This is a genomic window from Dyella humicola (genome assembly GCF_026283945.1).
Lineage (GTDB): Bacteria > Pseudomonadota > Gammaproteobacteria > Xanthomonadales > Rhodanobacteraceae > Dyella > Dyella humicola.
Genome location: NZ_JAPDPC010000001.1, coordinates 2,646,019 through 2,666,245, shown reverse-complemented (window position 1 = coordinate 2,666,245; position 20,227 = coordinate 2,646,019). Strand labels below are relative to the sequence as shown.

Genomic DNA, 20,227 nt, shown 5'->3' with positions numbered 1-20,227 from the left:
GAATGTTTTTTTGGGGGCGATTCCTGCCGCGACGTATCCACTGGAGGAAGGAACATGGCGGTACGCACGATACTCGCCCGATCCGTAGGGCTTGCACTGGCCGCCACCTCGGGAAGCGCGTTGGCGGATCAATTCGACTACTCCCTTTATATGTCCCTCGAGCACAGCGACAACATCACCTTGAGCACGTCGGCGCCGATCAGCCAGAACGTGATCATTCCGGGCGTCAATTTCGCCTATACGCAGCAGGGCTCGACCATTCAGGCCACAGCCACGGGCAATATCGAGTACCGCGACTATCCCGGCAACACCTTTGGTAACCAGACGGTCGGCGACTTGTCGGCCCAGGCTAATTGGACGGTGGTGCCGCAGCGTCTGGATGTGTTCGTGCAGGACTACGCGGGCGTGCAGCCCGTCGATACGCTCGCCCCGAATGCCCCTTCCAATCAGCAGCAAACCAATGTGCTGGCGGTGGGGCCGACGCTGCACTTCCGGGTCGGCGAAGCGATGGCGGGGCAGGTGGAGCTGCACTACATCAACAGCTATGCCTCGAAGTTGGCGGAATTCAATTCCTCACGCGGAGACGCGGCATTCCGTTTGTTCAGGGATATCAACCCAACCGACCAGGTCTCGTTCAACGCCGAATACCAGCATGTCACGTTCTCTGACGTGACGGCGGGTCCAAACTACGACCGCTACGAGGTCTATGGCAGCTATGCGACGCGGCTGACCCACTTCGATGCGAACCTGACGGCAGGTTGGACCAACATCGACTACAGCGGTAGCGGGCCGCATCTTAGCGACCCGCTCGCGCGCGTGACCGTGGGCTGGCGGCCGTCCGCGCAAAGCACGTTTACGCTATCCGGCGCCTACCAGTACGTCGACGCGGCTCAGAGCATCCTGCAACCCAGCAGCGTCCAGATAGGTACCGACGTGGTGCCGTTGCAACCGGTGGCCCAGGTGCTGAGCGACGTGCGTGGTGGCATCAATACGGGGTCGGCGATCATCAGTTCGGATGTCTACAAGGAGCGTCGGCTGGCTGCGACCTACAACTATCGCGACGAGCGGCTAACACTGACCGTCGCCCCCGCCTACGACAAGCTGGACTATGTCAACGACACCCAGCTCAACCAGTCCGACCGCGGCGTCAGCTTTACCGCTTCCTACAAATTGCGACCAACCGTGACGTTGTCGGGATTCACGACGGTGGACCGGTTCGTGTACGACAACATCAATCGAACCGACAAGGACTATCGCTTCGGCATCGATTTTGGTCACCAGTGGACGCCGCATTGGAGCTGGCATGCATCTTACGTGCGTCAGATTCGCAACAGCGACGCTGCCGGCCAGAGTTATCACGAAAACGAGTATTTGCTGACGGTGGTATTCACGCGATGACGATGCGTACCGAAGCCGAACACCCCTTTTTCTTCGGTGATCGTAGCGAGCTGTTTGGCATCTACCACGCAGCCGCACCGGCCGCCGGGAAAGCGGTCTTGCTATGTGCGCCGCTCGGCCAGGACCAGATCCGCTGCCACCGGCTCTATCGTCAGCTGGCGCATGCTCTCGCGGCGGAAGGGATTCCTGCGCTGCGCTTTGACTACTACGGCTGTGGCGACTCGTTGGGCACGAGTGCCGAAGTGCGCTGGGATCGTTGCATTCGAGACACGGTGACGGCCGCCAACGAGTTGCGCGCGCGCTGCGGCATCGATCGCGTGGTGGCGTTTGGCGCCCGGCTCGGTGGAAACATGGCGCTCGCGGCGTTTGCCGCCGCACGGTTTGCGGACATCGTGGTGTGGGACCCTGTGATCGACGGCCAAGCCCATGTCGCCACGCTCGATGCCATGCAGGAAGCGCTTAGGCAGGATACGCGCCGCTTTATCAAGCCGCGTCCGGCTGCGTTTGCCGACGAGCAGTGGCTTGGCTTTGCCGTCAACCCGGAGCTTCGCGCGCAGATCAGCGGACTGGGTGTGGGCTGGAAAGCGACACCGTCCCTGCTTCTCGATTCGCTGCCAGCGAGCTCGTCGCACGCATGGCGGGCTGTCGCGGTCGACGATGCCAGCATCAAGGTTTTGCAGCCATCGACACCGTGGGACGACCTGGCGAGGCTGGAAGTGGCGATTCTTTCGCACCCCTTGGTGCAGACCGTCACGGCTCATTTGCGAGGTGCGCACGGATGACGGAGCAGGCCTTCCGCTTTGGCAGGGCGCGACACCTGATCGGTATCGCGGGGCTGCCGGACGCGTCACCGGATGCGATCGGCGTCATCGTGCTCAACTCGGGCATGGTGCACCACGTGGGGCCCTTTCGCCTCGCCGTCGACATGACACGTCGCCTTAATGCCCTTGGCTACCCGACGCTGCGTTTCGACTTTTCCACGATCGGCGACAGTGGCGCCAGTGGGGAATCGCAGACTCGCTTGCAACAGATCTGCGCCGATGCCGACGATGCGATGGAGCTGTTGCGCCAACACGCTGGTTGCAGGCGCTTCGTGCTGGTAGGCCTTTGTTCCGGTGCGCAGAACGCACATACCGTGGCATGCGTGGACGACAAGGTGGCCGGCGCCGTGTTCATGGATGGCTACGCTTATCGAACCATTGGCTTCAAGATTCGCCACTACCTGCCACGCCTGTTTGACCCGCTGCGCTGGTGGCGCCGATTGACACGTGGACGCGCAGCGACCGAGCGATCCAGCAGCGAGCCGGTCTTCAGTACCGTGCCATCGCCGCAAGCCGTGGTGCGCGCGGATTTTGCCGGAATGCTGAAGCGGGGCATGAAGCTCTGCCTGATCTATAGCGGCGGCATCAACACCTACTTCAATCACCCACGTCAGTTCCGCGAGTGTTTCGGCAGCGTCATGGCCGACCCGGCGGTAAGCACGCGTTACCTCAAAGAGATGGACCATACCTTTGCGCTGGTCGACGACCGCAAGCGCCTGATCGATCACATCGAAGCATGGCTTCGCCGAAACTTTCCCGTGACTCACGCAGGTACCTCATCATGAACGGCGTCCTCGTCACCGGCGGAGCGGGATATATCGGGAGCCATGTGGTGCAACAGTTGGTGGCGCGTGGCGAACACGTCGTCGTTATCGACAACCTCTCCACCGGGTTCAGGGATGCCGTACGCGGTGCCGAGCTGGTGGTAGGCAATGTGGGCGACCGCCCGCTGGTGTCTCGGGTGTTGGCCGAACACCGGGTAGATACCGTGCTGCATTTCGCGGCGCATACAGTCGTGCCGGAATCGGTATGCGATCCGGTCAAGTACTACGGCAATAACACCTGTAACACCTGCAATCTGTTGGCGTGTTGTTCCGAAGCCGAAGTGTCGAAGTTCATCTTCTCATCGACGGCGGCGGTCTACGGCATGACCGAAGCTGGCGTGGCCGACGAAGACACGCCGACCCGGCCGATCAACCCCTACGGCATGTCGAAGCTGATGTCGGAGACGATGGTGCGCGATCTCAGCGCGGCGGGTGCATTGCGGCATGTCATCCTGCGTTACTTCAACGTCGCGGGTTGTGATCCCGCGGGGCGTATCGGTCATTCGACGCCGCATGCCACCTTGCTGATCAAGGTGGCGTGTCAGCACGCGGTGGGGAAATGCGCGAGCCTCTCCATCTACGGTACCGACTACAACACACCGGACGGTACCGGCATTCGCGACTATATTCATGTGGAAGATCTGGCCGCGGCACATTTGCGCGCGCTTGATCATCTGCGCACGGGCGGCGAGTCGCTTACGCTGAACTGCGGCTACGGGCATGGCTATAGCGTGCGCGAGGTCATCGATGCGGTCACGCGGGTCAGCGGTTGCGCGCTGAATGTGGTCGAGCTGCCACGGCGGGTCGGTGATCTGCCGATGCTGATCGCGTGCAGCGACCGTCTACAACGCGTACTCGACTGGCATCCACGCTACGACGACCTTGATTTCATCGTGCGTACCGCGTTCCAGTGGGAGCTGAAGCTGGCGCAGAGCGTGGACTATGTCAGCTAAGACGCCCATGTCGCGGCTACGTCTTGTTCGCGCCGTGATGTCGCTGCTGTTGCTGGTGATGGTGAGCGCCTATCTGCTGGCCGCACACTCGCTCAGTGCCGCCCCGCGCGGCATGGCGCCACAGGCGACGGCCGCGGCCAAGCGCAGCGGCAAGGCGGCGTCGACGCCGTCGGACATCGTGGCCGAGCAGAAGATCGTGCTTCACCGCAATGCCGGCAGCGGATCGCCGGTGCTGGTATCGCTGGGCATTCCGTTTCCGCCCGGCACGCTCACCGATCCGAGCTTGCTACGTATCCTTGACGAGAAGGGCAATGAGGTCGCCTCCGTGGCTAAAGTCACGCTGCGTTGGCATTTCAAGGACGGCAGCATTCGCGCGGTTCGCATGCAATTCCGCGCACCGCTGGCCACCGACAAGGAGGCCTATTACTTCGCCATCGGCAAGCCGCGGCAAGAGGAGATCGCGGGTTGGCCTTACGATACGGGGCTGGTCGATGGCGAGCAGGGCCTGAGGGTTCCCATGGCCCTTGGCACGCTGACGCCGGAATGGCTGACGGCGTCGTTGATCGCAGGACCGCAGATCCCGGCGGGCCCGAACGAGGCGTATGCGAAGTACGTGGCCCGCCAGTTCCAGTGGGCCCAGAAAATGCCGGTGGACGATCCGACGGCGTGGTTGTTCGATCGGCCTTCTACGTTGTTCAAGGCTTACATTCGCACGGGCCGATTCGATTATCTCCAGGCCGCCGATACCAGCTACCGCTTCTACATGAAGCACATCAAGCGCGACGGATTGCCGATGGGACCGTCGTGTGGTGGTGGCTGGGCCTTGGGCGGAAAGCCTTGCGACGCGAAGTACGTGTATGTCGAGCCGATCCTGCTGGCGCTCGCTTTGACCGGCAATGACACGACCCACGATGCAGACACCGTCAACAAGATGGTGACCTTGTGGGCCAATGGCGGTTGGAGTGGCGAGCCCGGTCCCTACACCCACCCGTCGGAGTATTTCACTGAACGCCTGGTGGGGCTGGGTCTGCTGGCAACGGTGAGTGCCTACGAGCTGAGCGGCAATCCGCACGAGCTGGCCATGATCAAGCAACGCATCGGCTGGCTCTACGATCATCAGCGCGACAATCCGGATCATCTGGGTAACGACGGCTCCTGGCGCAATAGCTGGCAGCTGCATGAAAACGACAGCTATAACCAGGCCACCGATGTGCGTGGCGCATCGCCATGGATGACTGAGAACATCATTGATGCGCTCTGGCATGCATGGCTGGTGACCGGCGACAAGCGCATCCCCGAGATGATTACGGGTTTCGGGCGCTACATGGAGAAGTATGGCTGGATCGATCGCAAGCTGATGTCGGGCTCGCACGATTGGCGCAACCCATGCTCTGGGCCGGATGGTCTCATTGCCTGGTACTGGTCCTCGGCACAGGCCAGCACCAAGGCGCTCTCCGATATCGAGGATTCCGACGGCTGGTACAGCGATGCCCACAACGTGGAATTGGGCTTGCCCGTGGCAGCGGCGTATTACTTCGAGACCGACCCTGTGCAGAGTGCTGCGCTCAAACGCAGGCTGGAAGCGCTGACTTCGTCCTATAACGTCGATTGCGCGGAGCGCAGCGATACGGCACGTCGCTTCAACTGGAACAATCGCGGCAGCGGTGTCGTGCAATGGATGATCCATCAACCGGCGGGCAGCGGTGCTGCCGCGCTTGCCACCCACCCTGTTGGCCAGTGAACCCGATGACGCCGTATCGCCACACAGCCAAAGCCGCGCGGATGGACTATTCATGAACCAGCGCCTAGCCGTCCTGCGCAGTGTCGCCATCGTATCGGTATCAGCCTATATCGAATACGGACTAGGCCTGCTCATCAGCGTGTGGGTGGCCCGCGCGTTGGGACCCGCGGACTTCGGTCGCTATGCGTTCACGGTGTGGTTGTGTCGCTGGCTGATCATCTGTAGCAACCATGCGCTGACCACCTCGTCGATGAAATTCATCGCCGAGGCCGACGGCGCGGGTAGGGAAGACATCGCCTCGCATGTCGCCTCCGGCCTGAACCGCGTACAGCATGTCAGCCTTTGCCTGGTCCTGGTCGCGTTCGCGCTGATCAGCTTTATCGTCAAGCCGGTGGAATGGCGGGTCTTCCTTGGGCCGATGATCGTGTTGTCCATCGTGGCGGTATCCGCCCGGGCGAACTACGCCATGCGCGTGGCGATTTCCAAAGGACAGGAGCATTTCGAACCCGAGGCCATTGCCACCGTTTTGAGCGGCGTATTGACCGTCGCCCTGGTGATTGCGGCAACGGTGGTGCATGCAGATCTGCTCGCCTTCATCGCCATTTACGCGGTCTCGTCGCTGTCGCTCAACCTGATCAATCGCATCGCTTATCGCCGTTATTGCCTCCCCATCGTGCCGGGCCCGATTCCGGCAGAGATGAGCGTGCGACTGCGACGCCATCTTTGGCTTACGGCAACGTTGGTGATGCTCACGTCGATCAAGGGCGGCACCATTGAGATGTTCATGCTCAACACGTTCTCCACCACAACGGCCGTGGGCTTTTTCGCCATTGCCTCGACCTTGACACGGGGAGCGGTGGAGCTGTTCTCGGTGGGGCTCACGGCCACCTTGCTGCCCTACATGGCGAAGGCGTTCGGGCAGAAAGGCCAGGAATACGCGGCTCGCTTCCTGTCCGAGGCGACCCGCTTCTACTGGGCCGCAGGACTCGCCATTGCCGGCCTCGGCCTGGTCACGACGTCGGGCCTGGTGACCTTGATGTACGGCCACAAATACACCGAGGCCATTCCAAGCATCATCACGATCCTGGTGCTGGCGGGCGCGCTGTTGTTTGTCAATGGCATCGTGGCCTTCCAGGCGGTCGTCGATCGCCAGGATGATCGTATCCGCCTCTCCGGCGGCGCCCTGATCGTCAACATTGTGCTGGGCATCGTGCTGATACCACGGTTCGGTCTGGCTGGCGCCGTACTTGCCTACAGCGGCACGCGGATCTCCGAGCTGATCCTGGCGGTCTATTACCTGCGTCGTGTCACCAGCGAAGGCATTCCCTGGTCACCCATGCTGCGCCTGCTCGCCGTAGGTGCGCTAGCGACCGCCGTAGCAATGCTGGTGTTGGAGCTGGTGCCGGGTAGGTTCGCTTTTGTTCCTGCGGGCATCGCGTTTATCTGTCTCTATGCGCCGGCCGGCGTGCTGGTGCGCTACTGGACGGAAGAGGACTATGCCTTGCTCGGGACGATCGCGGGCCGGCTGGGGCTGCCGGGGCGGATGTTCATGCGTGGGCTGCAGCTGTTGAGGGTCAGGGTGACGGCTTGAGGAGTGTGGTTTTGTTTTGGCTCGTCTGCGGGGAAACGGAGTCACCGCGACTGCTGGCTCCTTCTTCCCTTTGGGGGGAAGGTTGGGATGAGGGGCGGGGCTTGGGATCACGCTACAACCGAGCGATGTGGCCAGGGTGCCGCTTACGCAGCGGGCGTTTCGATCGCCTGCCGGCGCTCGAGTCACTTTTCTTTGCTGGCCCAAAGAAAAGTAACCCAAAGAAATGGCCTGACAGGCTCTTAGCGTGATGAGGGATACCAGCCATGGAGGCTGCGGCAAGCCGGAGACGTAGCGTGCCACCTCGCGGATTTCGGCTACCCCGCGGTGCGCCGTGGCGTAGAGGGGGCGCAGCGTGCCGCGACATACAAACTTGGCAGCCCGAGGCAACCGGCTAGCTGACGCGCTGCCGAGGGACCGTGGCTACACCGCGGGGCGGCGTTGTACTGAGGACTTAAAGCCCCCCAGCAAGCACGCTCTGCCGACACCAGGACAGCTTAGGCAGGCGTACGCGCGAGCCTTAAGCCCTCTGCGTCCCGGCGCTTCGCGGTATAGCCGCACGCCACGAGGTAGCACGTAGCCGATCCGGCTTGCAGTGGCCTCCGGCGCTCGTATGCCACGCCATGCTGCCATTCCCTCAGCGCCACGGCGCCTCGCGGTGTAGCCGCACCCCCTGAGGTAACACGCCACGCATCCGGCTTGTGGATGCCTGCAAGGCTTGTAGCCATCGTATGGCTGCGAGCCTGTCAGGCCATTTTCTTTGGGTTACTTTTCTTTTGGGCCAGCAAAAGAAAAGTGACTCGAGCGCCGGCAGGCGATCGAAACGCCCGCTGCGTAAGCGGCAAGCTGGCGATATCGCTCAGTTGTCGCGTGATCGCGAGCACCCGCCCCTCATCCCAGCCTTCTCCCCGAAGGGGAGAAGGAGCGAGAGCATGAGCGAGAGCGTGAGCGCTCAACGGCGCTTACGAACCGCCTGCCAGGCGTAATGACACATGTAGTGCGATGCCGCCAGCCAGCCCAGGCGCTCGATATCCCGATAGATATGCCACTGCCACCGCGCAGCGCGCAGCTTGTCCGAGGACAGCGATCCGCCATGGACCAGGTACCACGCCAACGCATCGGCATATGGTACGCAACTGGCGCCGCCCGCCCGACGTACCAGGTCGAGCCAGAACACATAGTCCTCATGCCCTACGGCAAGGAAACGCGTGTCACCGAGGCTGCGGTGGTAGACGCCGGTGAGGTTGCCGATATGGTTGCTGCGCAGCATGTCGTCATGGGTCACCACCGAAGGTGGACGCACGCGCGACAGCACGTGGCCGCCCTCGGTGACGCGATCGTACGCGGTATAGCTCACCAGCGCGCCGGTGCGGCGCATGTGGCCGATCTGTAGCTCAAGCTTGTGCGGATGCCAACGATCGTCACTGTCCAGGAACGCGACGTAGCTCCCTTGGGCAGCGTCGATGCCGGCATTGCGCGCGGCGGCCACGCCGTTGTTGGAGGGCTGATAAAGCACGCGCAGGCGATGGTCGGCGCGTGCCAGTTCACAGATGAGCCCGGTGGTGCCATCCCGCGAACCATCATCGACGATGATCAGCTCCAAGGAGGGATAGGTCTGTTCGCGCACGGATAGCACCGATGCGCGCAGCGTCCGCTCCGCGTTGTACGCGGGCATGATCACGCTGACCAGGTCCGGTGTCATCCCGCCATTTCCGTATCGTGTTTGCGTGCGATGAAGTCGATCGAGGTAACGCAGAGTCGCTCAGGTGGAATATGTGCGAACTGCGAATGCACTCGCAATGCGGCGAGTTCTTTCAGTCGATTTTCTCGCGCGGTCTCGGTGCTCATGGTGATATCGAAGCCGGCGGCCTTCGCGCGATCGATGAACTCGAAGGCGCGTAGACGGTTCTGGTAGAGAAACGGGTTATCCCAGCGCCGCCATTCGGCATCGGAATATTGCAGATAGTTGAGCTGATTGATCTCATGGTCGATATAGGCGTAGTGATCGCCGCAGTTGACCGAGTGGAACATGATGCCGCCCGGGGCCAGGATGCGCATGGCTTCGCGGAAGATGCCGTCGACAGCATCGGGCAGCACATGCTCCAGCACGCTATTGGAGAAGACGCAGTCGACCTGTCGTGGCTCCAAACGGGTTTGTGCGGCGTCGGCGGGTGCGTCATAGGTGACAACAGCGTCGGTCGCGGCATGGATATCGGCGCCTTCGCTCAGGCGTTTAACCAATGACTCCTGACGTTGGCGCACGTCGTCCTCGGCAATGCCGCAGGCCGTCGCGATCAGGGCGGCATAGCGGCCGAGATGGACCGCGCAAGACCGCGCCAGCTCCGGTTTGAGGTGGCGGTTGAGGTCGACCGTGATCACGCTGCGCGCACCACCGAGATAGCAGGCGAACGGAAACGTGGGGTACCAGCCGCTGCCGATTTCAAACAATCGCGCTCCTACGATGGGCCTGCCGGCTTCACCAAGATGGCCAGCCATCAAGCGCCAGTCATCCATCTTCACATCGAACTCGCGTCCGAAGTCGCGCAAGCCACCGAAGCGCCGCTGCAGCACGTAGTGCGCCTCTTCACCGCCCGGCACGTGGCCAAGCACCTTCTGCAACATACCTTTGGCACGCCAATGCATGATCATCCCTCCAGGTCGGCCCAGCCGGCCGCGGCCTTGACGTCGTGTCGATGCTGCGCGTTTCGCCGCCAAGGGGCGTTTGCCAGCCCTGGTGGAGGTGGCAGTTCGTAGTCGCGGTAGCGCGATGGATCGCCGGTATGGCCGGCCTCCGCGGCTTTGACGATGTTGTACAGCTCGCGTGCCGTCACGTAATGCAGCACATGCTGGTTGCCGTCGTTGTAGCGCCGCTCCAGATGCTCGTACATGGCGTGAGCCCGCTCGCCAAGCAGGGTATCCATGTCGCGTTCCTGGGTGCCGTGGGTGTGGATCTTTACAAAGATCCAGTTGGGCTGGCCTTCGACCTGGATGGCGGTGCGAACCCACGCATCGACGCGATCGGCATCGGGTGGGCAGGAGCGTCGGATGTCGGCGTTCTCGATGCGCGGCACGAGGCCGAAACGGCGTCGCCGCCAGTTCAGGCCCAGCGGACCCTGCACGATCATCAGGTCACCCGTGGGTTTTCCGCCGGCCTGCACCGGTACGCCGACATCGTGCGACTTGGGACGCTGTGGATCGTCGGTGGCGTAATAGATCGCATTGATGGTGCGCGTCTGGGTGTCGCTGGGGGCCGACGGCAAGGTGAAATCCGCATAGCAGCCAAGCTCGCGCAGCAGCATCAGCTCGTTGTTGAGGCCACACCAGCGCCCATCGGGGCGTGAGTTGTCCAGACACCAGTTGCCGTGGATGAAGCCGAAGCGCAGTTCACCGGTGCGTGGATCACGCGGTAGCGCGCCATGGCGCGTATGCAGGAGCTCGTTGAAGCGCGTAATGGTGGTGCGGAAGTTGTCTTCGTTGTCGTTGTCGTGATGGAGATGGATCTCGATTTCCCCATAGCCTTCCGCGCATAGCGCGGCGATCTTGTTCAGATGCTCTTCCAGGTACTCCTCTTCGGGGTAAAAGAAGGAGTGCTGGGGTGGCCGCCCATCCGCATCCCGGTGGGCAGAGGCGAGTTCGCGGTAGTCCTTGCACCAGCGATCGACGCGTGCGCGCTGGGTTTCCAGATCGGCCCGCCCCCAGGCGGGTTCGAAATGGTCGACGAAGCAGAACATCACGTGCACGGGGCCGCTGGCCGGGGCAGGCGGGCGACGACGGAGATAGTTGCCCAGCCAGATCTGCATATGGCGGGCGCGAACGCCCTTGACCAGGACCGCCGCCGCCAACAGCAGGATGACGAGCAGGAGCACGATGGCGATCATGCCGGCGCGCCTCCGCTCGGCAGCAGGGTCAGCAATTGCTCGGCGTTGTTGCGCCATTGGCGTTCGCGGACGATGTAGTCCCGCGCCGCGGCGCCCACGCGATGGCATTCGTCCGTGCGGGCCGTGAGTTCGAGCACGCGCTCGACGCAACGCTCGGTCTCGCCCCGTGGAAACAGCCAGCCGGTATGGCCGTCGCTGATGACTTCCGCAACGGGGTCGTAGTCCGGAGCCACCACGGCCACACCCATCGCCATCAGCTCGAACAGTTTCATGGGCGAGCCGTAGTGATTGGAATCGGGGAGCACGGCGTAGTCCATGCAGGCGATCCAGCTGGCGATATCTTCATGCGGCACGCGACCTGGCGTGAGCACGCGGTCTGACAGTCCCCTCGCGGCGATCATCTCGCGGATGGTCGGCAGCATCAGGCCGTCACCTACCAGCACGAGGGCGAGATCCGGTGCCTCGTTCAAGCGAGCGGCGATGTTCTCGACAAAATGCTGCACGCCGTGCCATTGGGCAAACGCGCCGACGTGGCCGCAGACGATGCGATCGCGCAAGCCGCGGTCAGCGCGAAGTCGCGTGCGGTCAAAGCGGCTGGGGTCGAAGCGCGACAGGTCGGCGGCATTGGGTGAGACGACCGAGGGAGCCAGTTCGCCATAGGCCTGGTGTGCCTGGTCGCGGAAGTAGCTGGATATGAATACCAGCCCGGCGCAGTTGCGCAGGCACCAGCCTTCGATGCGCCGCGCCAGCGTCTTCAGGTAAAGCGGACGTACACGTTGTACCAAGGCGGAGTCGTTGATCTCCAACACCAGGGGGATACCACGGCGACGCGCCATCCAGACGGTAGCGAACAGGAACAACGAATAGCGTTCGTAGATCAGCTCGGGTCGCAGCCGGCGGAAGGCGCCATGCATGCGCACCACAGTGACCAGGTTGTAGGCAAGTTCAAGGAACTCGAACAGCACGCCGGGCATGCGCGTAACGATTCGAGCCAGCCATCCGCGGGTAGGCTTGGCCTGTTGCGGGCGCGTCTCGTGCTCATGCTCGGGATCGGCTCCCGGGAACGAGAGCACGTTGACCTCGTGCCCCATGCCGCGCAACGCATGCACGATACCGCGTATATGCACGCCTTCCACGTGGCGCCCGCGGGTGCGGTGATGATAGAGGATCCTCATGGAGCGTCCCCCGACAGGGCGCGGAACGTGTGGCCTTCGCTCAGCCACTCAGGCAGCAGGGAGCGCAGCGCATCGACGGCCCGATGGCTGTCATCGTGCATCAGCACGATGTCGCCGGGGAGGGGAGGTTGAGCGCGCAGTCTCGCGACGAGGACATCGTGCGTCGGCTTCTGGTAGTCCAGGCTGTCGTAGGACCAATAGACGATGCTGCGCCCGTGGCGGGCGCAATGGAGCAACAGGCGCGTGTCCAGGTAGCCCTGTGGCGTGCGCACACGATGCCGCGGGCGCGCGTCAAAGCTTCGCAATAGTTCGTCGGTGCGCTGGAACTCCTCGAGCTGATCGAGCAGTGGCAAGGACTTGAACAGTCGGTGGGTATAAGAGTGGTTACCGATCATATGACCCTCGGCCACCATGCGTTCCACCAGCTCAGGGTACTGCTCGATCTTCTGGCCAATCATGAAGAAACTGGCATGTACGCGATGCTCGGCCAGGAGATCGAGCAGGCGGGGCGTGTAGTCGGGCTCTGGACCATCGTCGAAGGTCAGGTAGCGGGCGCCGCCATAGCTTGATGCATGCGTCTGCACCAGGGCATCCGGCAAAAGGCGGAGCAGTTCCTGTCGCTTTGGTTTGAGGTTCATGCGGTAGCCCTCAATGGCGAAGGAGATGCGGCGACAACATCGCGCAGGATGCCGGCCAGCCGGCTCACGTTGTCGTCCCAGCGAAAAGCGGCGGCTTGCCTGACGATGGCTTCGCGGTCCCAGCGTGTGCCAGCGGCCTCGATCAAGGCTCGAGACAAAGCATCGCACTCGTGTGCTGGTACGAGCAGACCGGCCTGGCTTGGCAGCACCTCCGGGATGCCGCCCACGTGCGTGGCGACGACGGGTATGCCGCAAGACATCGCTTCCAGCACGACGTTCGGCACGCCTTCATTGTGGCTGGGCAGGCACAGCAGGTCGGCAGCGCGGAACCAATGGGGCAGGGCACCGTGCGGGACAGGGCCGGCAAGAAAGACACGGTCGGCGCAGCCCAGGGCGCTGGCACGTTCGAGCAAAGTCGTCTGGCAAGGGCCGGCACCCACGTAGACCAGCTGTGCCTGGGGACGTGCGGCCAGCAACGCCGGAAACGCCTCAAGCAGATCGAGGCAACCCTTCGCCGGCTTGAGGTTGCCTACGTACAGCACCAGCGGCGCGTCCGGCGAAAGATTGAGCTGCGCGCGCGCCTGACTGCGCGAGCCGGGCGCGAACAGGTGCGGGTCGACCCCGTTGTAGAGCACGTGTACATGCGCCGCATCGGCATCGAGGGCGATGGCCTTGGTGGCGAGCGCCTGGCTGACGGCGATCACCGCGTTGGCGTGGCGCAGGGCAGAGCGAATCTGCGGGCGGCGCAGGGCATGTTCGGCCTGCACATTGAGATCGCTGCCGTGCACCTTGACCACATAGGGAATGCCCAGGCGCCGTGCCAGCCAACCGACGGCGACGGCATCCGGGTAGGCCCAGCTCACCAGCAGACAATCGTAGTTGGCCGAGCGCAGCTGGCGGCCACGCTGGATCAGCAGCGATAGAAGCCAGCACAGCGCGTGCAGGGTACGTCCTATGCGTGGTGGATAGACGAACGTGAAATGATCGGTGCGCAGACCGTTGACCTTCACCTCGCCCTTCATGCCCGCGAGACGCTCGCGAAAATCCACCGCCGTCAGCACATCGACATCGTGATATTGCGCAAGGCGCTCGAACTGCTGGCGGTTGAACGCGCCGCGCAGGGGGTCCCAGGGCGTGGGAAACAGGTTGGTGAGGACCAGTACGCGCAATCGCATGGCTCAGTCCCCCGGCTCGAGGTACAGCCGCGCGTAGCGCCCGGCCATGGCTTCCAATGAGCCGTTTTGTTCCACCCACGCCCGCGCGGCGCGGCCGCAGGCGGTGGCTTGCTGCGGCTCTTGCAGCAAGGCGAGCATGGCGTCGGCCAAGGCGCCAGGGTTACCCGCGGGGACGAGGCGCCCGGTGCGTCGGTCATGCACGATTTCACCGTTGCCGCCCACGTCGGTAGCCACGATCGGCAGCGCGACCGCGCAGGCCTCGAGTAAGGCCATCGAGTAGCCTTCGCTGCGGGACGAGAGTACGAACAGGTCCAGCCCCTGTAGCAGCTCATGCACATCGTTGCGGTCGCCGAGGAAATGCACGCTTTGGCATACGCCTTCTTCCTTGGCGCATTGCTCGAGCTGTGCACGCAGTTCGCCGTCGCCAATCAACACCAGGGCGGTATCCGGACGCTGTACGTGGATGCGGCGGAAGGCCTGGATCAGGCCTACCTGATCCTTGGCCCAGTTGAGTCGACCCACATTGCCGATCAGCCTGCTGTGCGGTGGCAGCCCCAGCGCTTCCAGCAAGCGCTTGCGCATGTCCGCCGAGGCCTGCGCAAACGTGTCGACCGGGATGCCGTTGGGCACCACGATGGCCTTGAGCTTGGGCACGATGCCACGCGCCACCGCGTCGCGACGGGCGGCTTCGCACACGGTGACAACGGTGTCCGTATGCGCGAGCGAGCGCCGATAAAGCCATTCGCGGCGTCCCGTGCGCTGATTGATGCTCATGCCGTGCCGGGTGTTGACGACGCGACGGACACCCAGCCCACAACTGGCCAGCACGGCCTGATAGTGGGCTACCGCGTTATGCGTGTGCAGTACTTCGGTATCGTGCCGCCGGATCACGCGTCGCGCCCGTGCCAGCGCGCGTAGGTCCAGACCTTGTCGCTTGTGACAGCCGGTGACCGGAATACCCAGGGCGTCGAGTTCATGCGCCTGCGACCCGGGTTCGAACAGGCATACCACCTGGCAGCGGTGGCCGTGCCGATGCTGGATCTTCACCAGCTCCAGCACCATGCGTTCCAGGCCGCCGCGATTGAGGTTCTCGACCACATGGGTAATGTTCACGGCGGCAGCTCCGACACCGTCACCCGTGTCTTGCCGCTCCGGGTCAAGGGGATGTCGTCGACGAAATGGCAGTCGAGCTCGATGCTTTCGCCCAGGACTTTTCTTACCTCCCGGCGGATGGTGATCAGCGAGTCATCGTTAAAATCCGCGTCGCGCACGATGGACAGGTCCAGTCGTTCGAGCTGGCGTTGCACCAGCTGGAAGCGCGCGATGCCCGGTACGTCCTTCAGCATATGAGGGAAGAATTCGCCGGGAAGATAGCGGCCGTCCGCCGTGCGAATCGCATCGAGCACGCGGCCATCGACGCGGTCCAGCAGCGGCAGTCCGCGTCCGCAGGCACAGCGGTCAGCCGAGGCCGTCGCCATGTCGCCATTGACATAGCGGACGAACGGCATGCCGTAATTGAACAGGTCGGTGATCGCCACTTCGCCGCGACCGGAGGCAGACGGCACGCCATTCGCGTCGAGCAGTTCCAGCAGGAGATGATCGACATTGACGTGCAGGCCCTTGTGCTGATCGCACTCCGCGGCGATCAGCATGAATTCGCGACAGCCATAGGTGTTGAATACCGGGCAGCCGAACGCCTGCTCGATGGTCTGGCGCTGAAACTCGTGCAGTGCCTCGGCACCACCGATCACGGCCTGGGCCCGATGCGGGGTGCGCCCGGTTTCCAGCAACCACTGCGCCATGCGCATAAGCGGGCCCACATAGCCCACGACGATGTCAGGTCGGTAGCTGTCGATGGCGTCGGCGTACGAGGCCATGTTCGCTTCCGTCATATGGAAGCTGTTGAGCATGCGTCGCCCGAACGCCGCGTTGTACAGGCGATCCTTGAGCTGGTGGGCGCGACTGGGTTCACCGACCGCGCCGCCCCACAGGTACAGCGTGCGTTTGCCCATGCGCGAGCCCGCCCAGGCGTAGCCGCGCCACATCACCGCCACGCGGCGTTCGTTGCTCTCGCGCGTATAGCCAAAACGCAGCGGTTCGCCGGTGGAGCCACCGGTGGCCTTGTAAAGCAGACGCCCGCGCCAGCTCTCCGCCACCAGCTCGTCGGCATGCTCGCGAATGTCCGCCTTGGTAAGGGTGGGTAGTCGGGCGACATCGTCGAGGCTGCGAATATCGCCCGGATCGATGTCGAGTGCGCGCCAGCGGGTGCGGTAATAAGGCACCTCGCGATAGCAGTGATCCAGCAGGCGCTTGAGCCGTTCGAACTGCAGTGCGGCCACTTGTTCCGGCGCCAGCCACTGGTCGCGCTCGTAGGCGTCGAGCCAGGCCAGCGTGCCGCGACGGCGCAGTCCGGTTTCATAAGCCGGATACAACACATGGCGGAATGCTTGCTCGTACCAGCTGCTCATCGCGTTGCCCCCCCAGGAACACTGGCGATCCTGAGGGCCGCGCGTGCGCGATTCCGTTGCATCGCATGAATGGCATTCATCCGGATGTCCTCAACAGGATGGCGACCAGCAGGAACAGACCCACGATGCTGCCCATGGCCGCCGGTACCCAGCGCCACCAATCCTTGCCCAGCGTGAATCCGCGCAAGCCGGGCAGGCGCTGGCGAGCGCCTACGTAGTGGCCGGTGACCATGGCGATGATCAGGTACATCACCACCGTATAGCTGCGGCTGAGAAAGAACGCAGCGGTGAACAGTCCGCACAGCGAGAGCAGCAGGGTGAGCGCGACGGCCCGCTCACGCTGTAGCTGGGTGGGCTGGATGGGGTCGTCCCCATCGGCCGGGGCGTAGCGCAGCAGCGACAGCATCATCCAGAAGCTGTAGCAGACGAAGGCCAGCCACAGGGCGTAGCCGACAAAGCCGGTTTCGGCCAGCACCAGTACGAACGAATTGTGCGCGGTCAGATCGTTGTATTCGGTGAAGTTGCCCGCGCCCACGCCGAAGATGGGATGCGAGGTGAACAGGTGCATGCCGGTATACCAGGCATCCACGCGACCGCTGGCGGACTCTTCGCCAGCATCGAGTTCCTGCATGCGCGAGGACAGCAGCTTCATGCCCGCCAATCCGGCGGCACCGAGCATGCCGGCGATCACCGCGCCGCGGCGCCGCCAGACATACACGCCGGCCACCATCAGTACAGCCAGCAGAGCACCGCGCGAATTGGTCAGGTACACCCCGTACAACAGCAAGGCGCTGGTGCCCAGCCAGAACAGACGTCCGATGAAGCCGCCATGGCGGCTTAGCAGGACCGACATGGGCAGCGCCGCGGCGAACAGCAGGCCGAGATCGTTGGGATCGTTGAAGATACCCACGTACTGGATGCGGCCGTCCTCGCCGATCGGCATGCCCGTCCAGCCGATGCCGGTCCTGGCCTGCTCGATACCGTGCATGGCCAGCAGGGCAGAGCACAGCACGATCACGGCCATGGAAATCATCAGGCGGCGGGGTTGGGTGCAGGCGGTGGCAAACACGAAGAAGGCGATCACCACGGGACCGAATTTCTGCAGCTGGTCGAGCGCGCCGCCAAACCAGCCGTTGACCGCCGTTGAAATCATCAGCACGACCAGGAAGATCGGCAGTATCACGAACTGCGGTGCCGCAAAGGTCTTGGCGCTGGACGCCAGCCAGCTGGCAAAGGCCAGCACCAGTACCACCGAAAGCACGGGTACGCCGACCAGCGCCGGCATATAGTCCTGCGGCCTGACGATGGTCAGTACAACGTAGAGCAGGATCAGTGGGAACATATCGGTTCCTCGCCGTTCCTGGTCTGATAGGTCGGCGTGGGGTAGCTCATCAGATGGGGCATGGTGAGCATGGAGGCGAACCAACCTTTGCCCATGTTGCGTTCGATGGCCAGGCGATTGAGCGCGTAACGATTGGACGCGGGCTCGGGATTGGTCCCGCTCATATAGCTGCACGCCAATTGGAACCCGGCGTCGCGGGTAATGTCGATCACACGTTTGTCAAAGGCCCGCATACTTCCGACGGGATAGGACATCAGCAGTGGCATGGCCCCGAGTTCGCGTTCCAGGGCTGCCTTTGAATCAAGCACTTCGCTTTCCAGAGCCGCTTGCGGGAGCTTGGACAACATCCAGTGATGGACGCCATGCGAGCCAATTTCGAATCCGGCCGCGTGCATTTCGCGAATCTGGCCCCAGGACATGGGACGACAATCGGTAGGCGCCGCGTCGGAGGGCATCCGCCACTCCCGCTCAAGCCGCTGGATCATCGCCGCTTGTTCGAGCGCGCCAAGTTCCTTCATCCGGCACAGCACGTCGGTGGCGATGGCGCGACGCCCTTGGCGATCAGATGGCAGCGCCGCATCCAGGCCCAGCTCCGGCAGCACGATCTGTCGCGCAGCGGTAACCAGGATCATGTGCACCAGCCAGTCGTAGGCGTAGGGTCGGCCGCTGTCGATATGTCCGGTGGATACGAAAAACGTGGCAGGCACGCCGAGTTCACGCAAAATCGGAAACGCGATGCGGTAATTGTCGTCGTAGCCATCGTCGAAAGTAACGACGACCGTATCGGCCGGCAGCGATTTGCCGTCATTCAGCGCGGCGGCAACATCCGTCAGTCGCATCGGGTTATAGCGCTTCTTCAGCAATTGCATTTGCTCGCGGAAACGTTCCGGTGGCGCGCTGATCAGTTCCAGATCGAACTCGTACGCCGTCGGATCGGGCAACGGCATGATGCGGTGGTAGGCCAGGATGCGCAGGTCCTTTTGCAGCCATGAGCGAACGCGTTGCAGCGAATGCAACAGTCCGCTGCTGTAGCACAGCTCGCCCAGTTGCCCACGCAATCCGACAGCCATGCCGCGGTCTTGCGCCTGCGTCACCATGGGAGCGGTCCCCGATTGCGGGCGAAGGCCACCATCGCCTGCGCGGAAAAGAGATTCAGATAGAAGAACGTCACCGCAAGTCTCACCGGCAACCAGCGTGTCAAGGTGGGCTGTAAGCGACCGGCGGCCACCAGGCAGGCGCCTGCAAGCAGCAAGGCCAGCGTGACGGCGCATGCCATGTGTCGGCGGACCAGCAAGGCGGACATCAAGGCGACGGTCAGCAGCAGCCAGGGCGTCGCCAGGCGCAAAAGCTTGTGGCTGAAAAAGCGCAGCCAGACCGGGTTTTCCTTCGGCGAAAGCAGCCATGGAGCGAGGCGAACGAGCTGGCAATGGCCAACGAAATTGTGGATACGGCGCTCTCGATCTTCTTCTGGGTGTTGCACCTGCCGGTCCCAGGCCAGCGCCCGGGGTTCGAAAATCACGCGCCGGCCGCGCGCAATCACGCGCATCGGAACCAGCAGGTCGTCAAGCATCGTGCCGGGCGGCAGGGGCTCGTAGAGCTCGCGCCGAATGGCGTAGAGCGCGTTGCTGACACCGATGGTCGAGCCCGACTGGCTTTCGGCGAGCCGTATCTTTTTTTCGTAGCGCCAGTAGGCATCGATGCCTTCGGCGAAGGCGGTTTCATTATTGGCCGGCAGCAATTCTCCGCCAACGACACCTACCCGGGGGTCGGCGAGGTTGGCGACGAGTTCGCGCAAGGCGATAGGCGCCAGTTTCTGTCGTACTTCGGTAAGCATCAGCACGTCGCCGCGCGCGCGCGCGACGGCACTATTGAGGCAGACGGCCTTGCCGCGCCGTGGCACATAGTCCATCACGCGCACACGCGGATCACCAGACTGGCGCGCCAAGGCGGCGGTGCCATCTCGGCAACCGTCGCATACGACGATGATCTCCAGCAGATCTTGCGGGTAATTGAGCGTGTCGAGGTTGGCGAGTTTGGACTGGATGTAGGGCGCGCCATTTTGAACCACGATGATCACGCTGACCGATGGTGTCACCGGCTGCTTGTCCACCCGCCGCGGGCTCAGGCGAGCGAGCAACAGGATTCCCATGGGATAGCCTATGAAGACATAGGCCAACAGCCAGCCAGAAGCGAGAAACGCGGCGTAAGCCAGCGAGCTCATATCGG

The 20,227-nt window shown here is 63.1% G+C and carries 17 protein-coding genes; 6 read left to right on the top strand and 11 right to left on the bottom strand.

The window, feature by feature from the left end; genetic code table 11:
* The first annotated feature begins 54 nt into the window (after positions 1 to 54).
* From OUZ30_RS11790 to OUZ30_RS11765, 6 genes are read left to right on the top strand one after another with little or no spacing between them, the layout of a single operon-like run.
* Positions 55 to 1,398, top strand: coding sequence for a porin family protein (locus OUZ30_RS11790; RefSeq protein WP_266182510.1), 1,344 nt, complete (start codon positions 55 to 57; stop codon positions 1,396 to 1,398).
* Positions 1,395 to 2,180, top strand: coding sequence for an alpha/beta fold hydrolase (locus OUZ30_RS11785; RefSeq protein ID WP_266182509.1), 786 nt, complete (start codon positions 1,395 to 1,397; stop codon positions 2,178 to 2,180). Before OUZ30_RS11790 ends, OUZ30_RS11785 begins: the two co-directional genes overlap by 4 nt.
* On the top strand, positions 2,177 to 3,004 hold the full coding sequence (locus tag OUZ30_RS11780) for an alpha/beta fold hydrolase (protein WP_266182508.1): 828 nt from the start codon (positions 2,177 to 2,179) through the stop codon (positions 3,002 to 3,004). The genes OUZ30_RS11785 and OUZ30_RS11780 overlap by 4 nt, the downstream gene beginning before the upstream one ends.
* Positions 3,001 to 3,996 carry a UDP-glucose 4-epimerase GalE gene (gene galE / locus OUZ30_RS11775; RefSeq protein ID WP_266182507.1) on the top strand — a complete coding sequence of 332 codons (996 nt, stop codon included), beginning with the start codon at positions 3,001 to 3,003 and terminating at the stop codon, positions 3,994 to 3,996. Before OUZ30_RS11780 ends, galE begins: the two co-directional genes overlap by 4 nt.
* Positions 3,997 to 4,003: 7 nt before the next feature.
* On the top strand, positions 4,004 to 5,737 hold the full coding sequence (locus OUZ30_RS11770; protein ID WP_266182506.1) for a hypothetical protein: 1,734 nt from the start codon (positions 4,004 to 4,006) through the stop codon (positions 5,735 to 5,737).
* A gap of 52 nt (positions 5,738 to 5,789) precedes the next feature.
* Positions 5,790 to 7,328: an oligosaccharide flippase family protein gene (locus OUZ30_RS11765; protein ID WP_266182505.1), complete on the top strand. Its 1,539-nt coding sequence runs from the start codon at positions 5,790 to 5,792 to the stop codon at positions 7,326 to 7,328.
* Between the two features lie 949 nt (positions 7,329 to 8,277).
* Here the strand turns inward: OUZ30_RS11765 and OUZ30_RS11760 are convergent.
* The 11 genes from OUZ30_RS11760 to OUZ30_RS11710 all read right to left on the bottom strand — a co-directional run bounded on the left by OUZ30_RS11760 (position 8,278) and on the right by OUZ30_RS11710 (position 20,222).
* Positions 8,278 to 9,027, bottom strand: coding sequence for a glycosyltransferase family 2 protein (locus tag OUZ30_RS11760; protein WP_266182504.1), 750 nt, complete (start codon positions 9,025 to 9,027; stop codon positions 8,278 to 8,280).
* Positions 9,024 to 9,968, bottom strand: coding sequence for a class I SAM-dependent methyltransferase (locus tag OUZ30_RS11755; protein WP_266182503.1), 945 nt, complete (start codon positions 9,966 to 9,968; stop codon positions 9,024 to 9,026). The genes OUZ30_RS11760 and OUZ30_RS11755 overlap by 4 nt, the downstream gene beginning before the upstream one ends.
* Before the next feature lie 2 nt (positions 9,969 to 9,970).
* Positions 9,971 to 11,203 (bottom strand): hypothetical protein, encoded by a 1,233-nt coding sequence (locus tag OUZ30_RS11750; protein ID WP_266182502.1) that lies wholly within the window; start codon positions 11,201 to 11,203, stop codon positions 9,971 to 9,973.
* Complete coding sequence (locus OUZ30_RS11745; protein ID WP_266182501.1) at positions 11,200 to 12,378, bottom strand: glycosyltransferase family 4 protein; 1,179 nt, start codon at positions 12,376 to 12,378, stop codon at positions 11,200 to 11,202. Before OUZ30_RS11745 ends, OUZ30_RS11750 begins: the two co-directional genes overlap by 4 nt.
* A complete protein-coding gene (locus OUZ30_RS11740) occupies positions 12,375 to 13,016 on the bottom strand; it encodes a polysaccharide deacetylase family protein (RefSeq protein WP_266182500.1) in 642 nt (213 codons plus the stop codon). The genes OUZ30_RS11745 and OUZ30_RS11740 overlap by 4 nt, the downstream gene beginning before the upstream one ends.
* A complete protein-coding gene (locus tag OUZ30_RS11735) occupies positions 13,013 to 14,191 on the bottom strand; it encodes a glycosyltransferase family 4 protein (RefSeq protein ID WP_266182499.1) in 1,179 nt (392 codons plus the stop codon). The genes OUZ30_RS11740 and OUZ30_RS11735 overlap by 4 nt, the downstream gene beginning before the upstream one ends.
* Positions 14,192 to 14,194: 3 nt before the next feature.
* Entirely contained in the window at positions 14,195 to 15,304 is a 1,110-nt protein-coding gene (locus tag OUZ30_RS11730; RefSeq protein ID WP_266182498.1) for a glycosyltransferase, read from the bottom strand.
* The gene (locus OUZ30_RS11725; protein ID WP_266182497.1) at positions 15,301 to 16,659 is read right to left on the bottom strand and encodes a phenylacetate--CoA ligase family protein; all 1,359 of its coding nucleotides are present in this window, start codon (positions 16,657 to 16,659) and stop codon (positions 15,301 to 15,303) included. The genes OUZ30_RS11730 and OUZ30_RS11725 overlap by 4 nt, the downstream gene beginning before the upstream one ends.
* Before the next feature lie 76 nt (positions 16,660 to 16,735).
* Positions 16,736 to 18,001, bottom strand: coding sequence for an O-antigen ligase family protein (locus tag OUZ30_RS11720; RefSeq protein ID WP_266182496.1), 1,266 nt, complete (start codon positions 17,999 to 18,001; stop codon positions 16,736 to 16,738).
* On the bottom strand, positions 17,989 to 19,071 hold the full coding sequence (locus tag OUZ30_RS11715; RefSeq protein ID WP_266182495.1) for a polysaccharide deacetylase family protein: 1,083 nt from the start codon (positions 19,069 to 19,071) through the stop codon (positions 17,989 to 17,991). The genes OUZ30_RS11720 and OUZ30_RS11715 overlap by 13 nt, the downstream gene beginning before the upstream one ends.
* Positions 19,072 to 19,091: 20 nt before the next feature.
* Positions 19,092 to 20,222 (bottom strand): glycosyltransferase family 2 protein, encoded by a 1,131-nt coding sequence (locus OUZ30_RS11710; RefSeq protein WP_266182494.1) that lies wholly within the window; start codon positions 20,220 to 20,222, stop codon positions 19,092 to 19,094.
* Between the last annotated feature and the right edge of the window lie 5 nt (positions 20,223 to 20,227).

What these genes read in the sequence shown, in the direction of transcription:
- galE (WP_266182507.1), top strand. Translation starts at nt 3,001, where the DNA reads ATGAACGGCGTCCTCGTCACCGGCGGAGCGGGATATATCGGGAGCCAT.
- OUZ30_RS11735 (WP_266182499.1), bottom strand. Translation starts at nt 14,191, where the DNA reads ATGCGATTGCGCGTACTGGTCCTCACCAACCTGTTTCCCACGCCCTGG.
- OUZ30_RS11780 (WP_266182508.1), top strand. Translation starts at nt 2,177, where the DNA reads ATGACGGAGCAGGCCTTCCGCTTTGGCAGGGCGCGACACCTGATCGGT.
- OUZ30_RS11740 (WP_266182500.1), bottom strand. Translation starts at nt 13,016, where the DNA reads ATGAACCTCAAACCAAAGCGACAGGAACTGCTCCGCCTTTTGCCGGAT.
- OUZ30_RS11720 (WP_266182496.1), bottom strand. Translation starts at nt 18,001, where the DNA reads ATGTTCCCACTGATCCTGCTCTACGTTGTACTGACCATCGTCAGGCCG.
- OUZ30_RS11710 (WP_266182494.1), bottom strand. Translation starts at nt 20,222, where the DNA reads ATGAGCTCGCTGGCTTACGCCGCGTTTCTCGCTTCTGGCTGGCTGTTG.
- OUZ30_RS11785 (WP_266182509.1), top strand. Translation starts at nt 1,395, where the DNA reads ATGACGATGCGTACCGAAGCCGAACACCCCTTTTTCTTCGGTGATCGT.
- OUZ30_RS11745 (WP_266182501.1), bottom strand. Translation starts at nt 12,378, where the DNA reads ATGAGGATCCTCTATCATCACCGCACCCGCGGGCGCCACGTGGAAGGC.
- OUZ30_RS11765 (WP_266182505.1), top strand. Translation starts at nt 5,790, where the DNA reads ATGAACCAGCGCCTAGCCGTCCTGCGCAGTGTCGCCATCGTATCGGTA.
- OUZ30_RS11750 (WP_266182502.1), bottom strand. Translation starts at nt 11,203, where the DNA reads ATGATCGCCATCGTGCTCCTGCTCGTCATCCTGCTGTTGGCGGCGGCG.
- OUZ30_RS11790 (WP_266182510.1), top strand. Translation starts at nt 55, where the DNA reads ATGGCGGTACGCACGATACTCGCCCGATCCGTAGGGCTTGCACTGGCC.
- OUZ30_RS11755 (WP_266182503.1), bottom strand. Translation starts at nt 9,968, where the DNA reads ATGCATTGGCGTGCCAAAGGTATGTTGCAGAAGGTGCTTGGCCACGTG.
- OUZ30_RS11770 (WP_266182506.1), top strand. Translation starts at nt 4,004, where the DNA reads ATGTCGCGGCTACGTCTTGTTCGCGCCGTGATGTCGCTGCTGTTGCTG.
- OUZ30_RS11725 (WP_266182497.1), bottom strand. Translation starts at nt 16,659, where the DNA reads ATGAGCAGCTGGTACGAGCAAGCATTCCGCCATGTGTTGTATCCGGCT.
- OUZ30_RS11760 (WP_266182504.1), bottom strand. Translation starts at nt 9,027, where the DNA reads ATGACACCGGACCTGGTCAGCGTGATCATGCCCGCGTACAACGCGGAG.
- OUZ30_RS11715 (WP_266182495.1), bottom strand. Translation starts at nt 19,071, where the DNA reads ATGGCTGTCGGATTGCGTGGGCAACTGGGCGAGCTGTGCTACAGCAGC.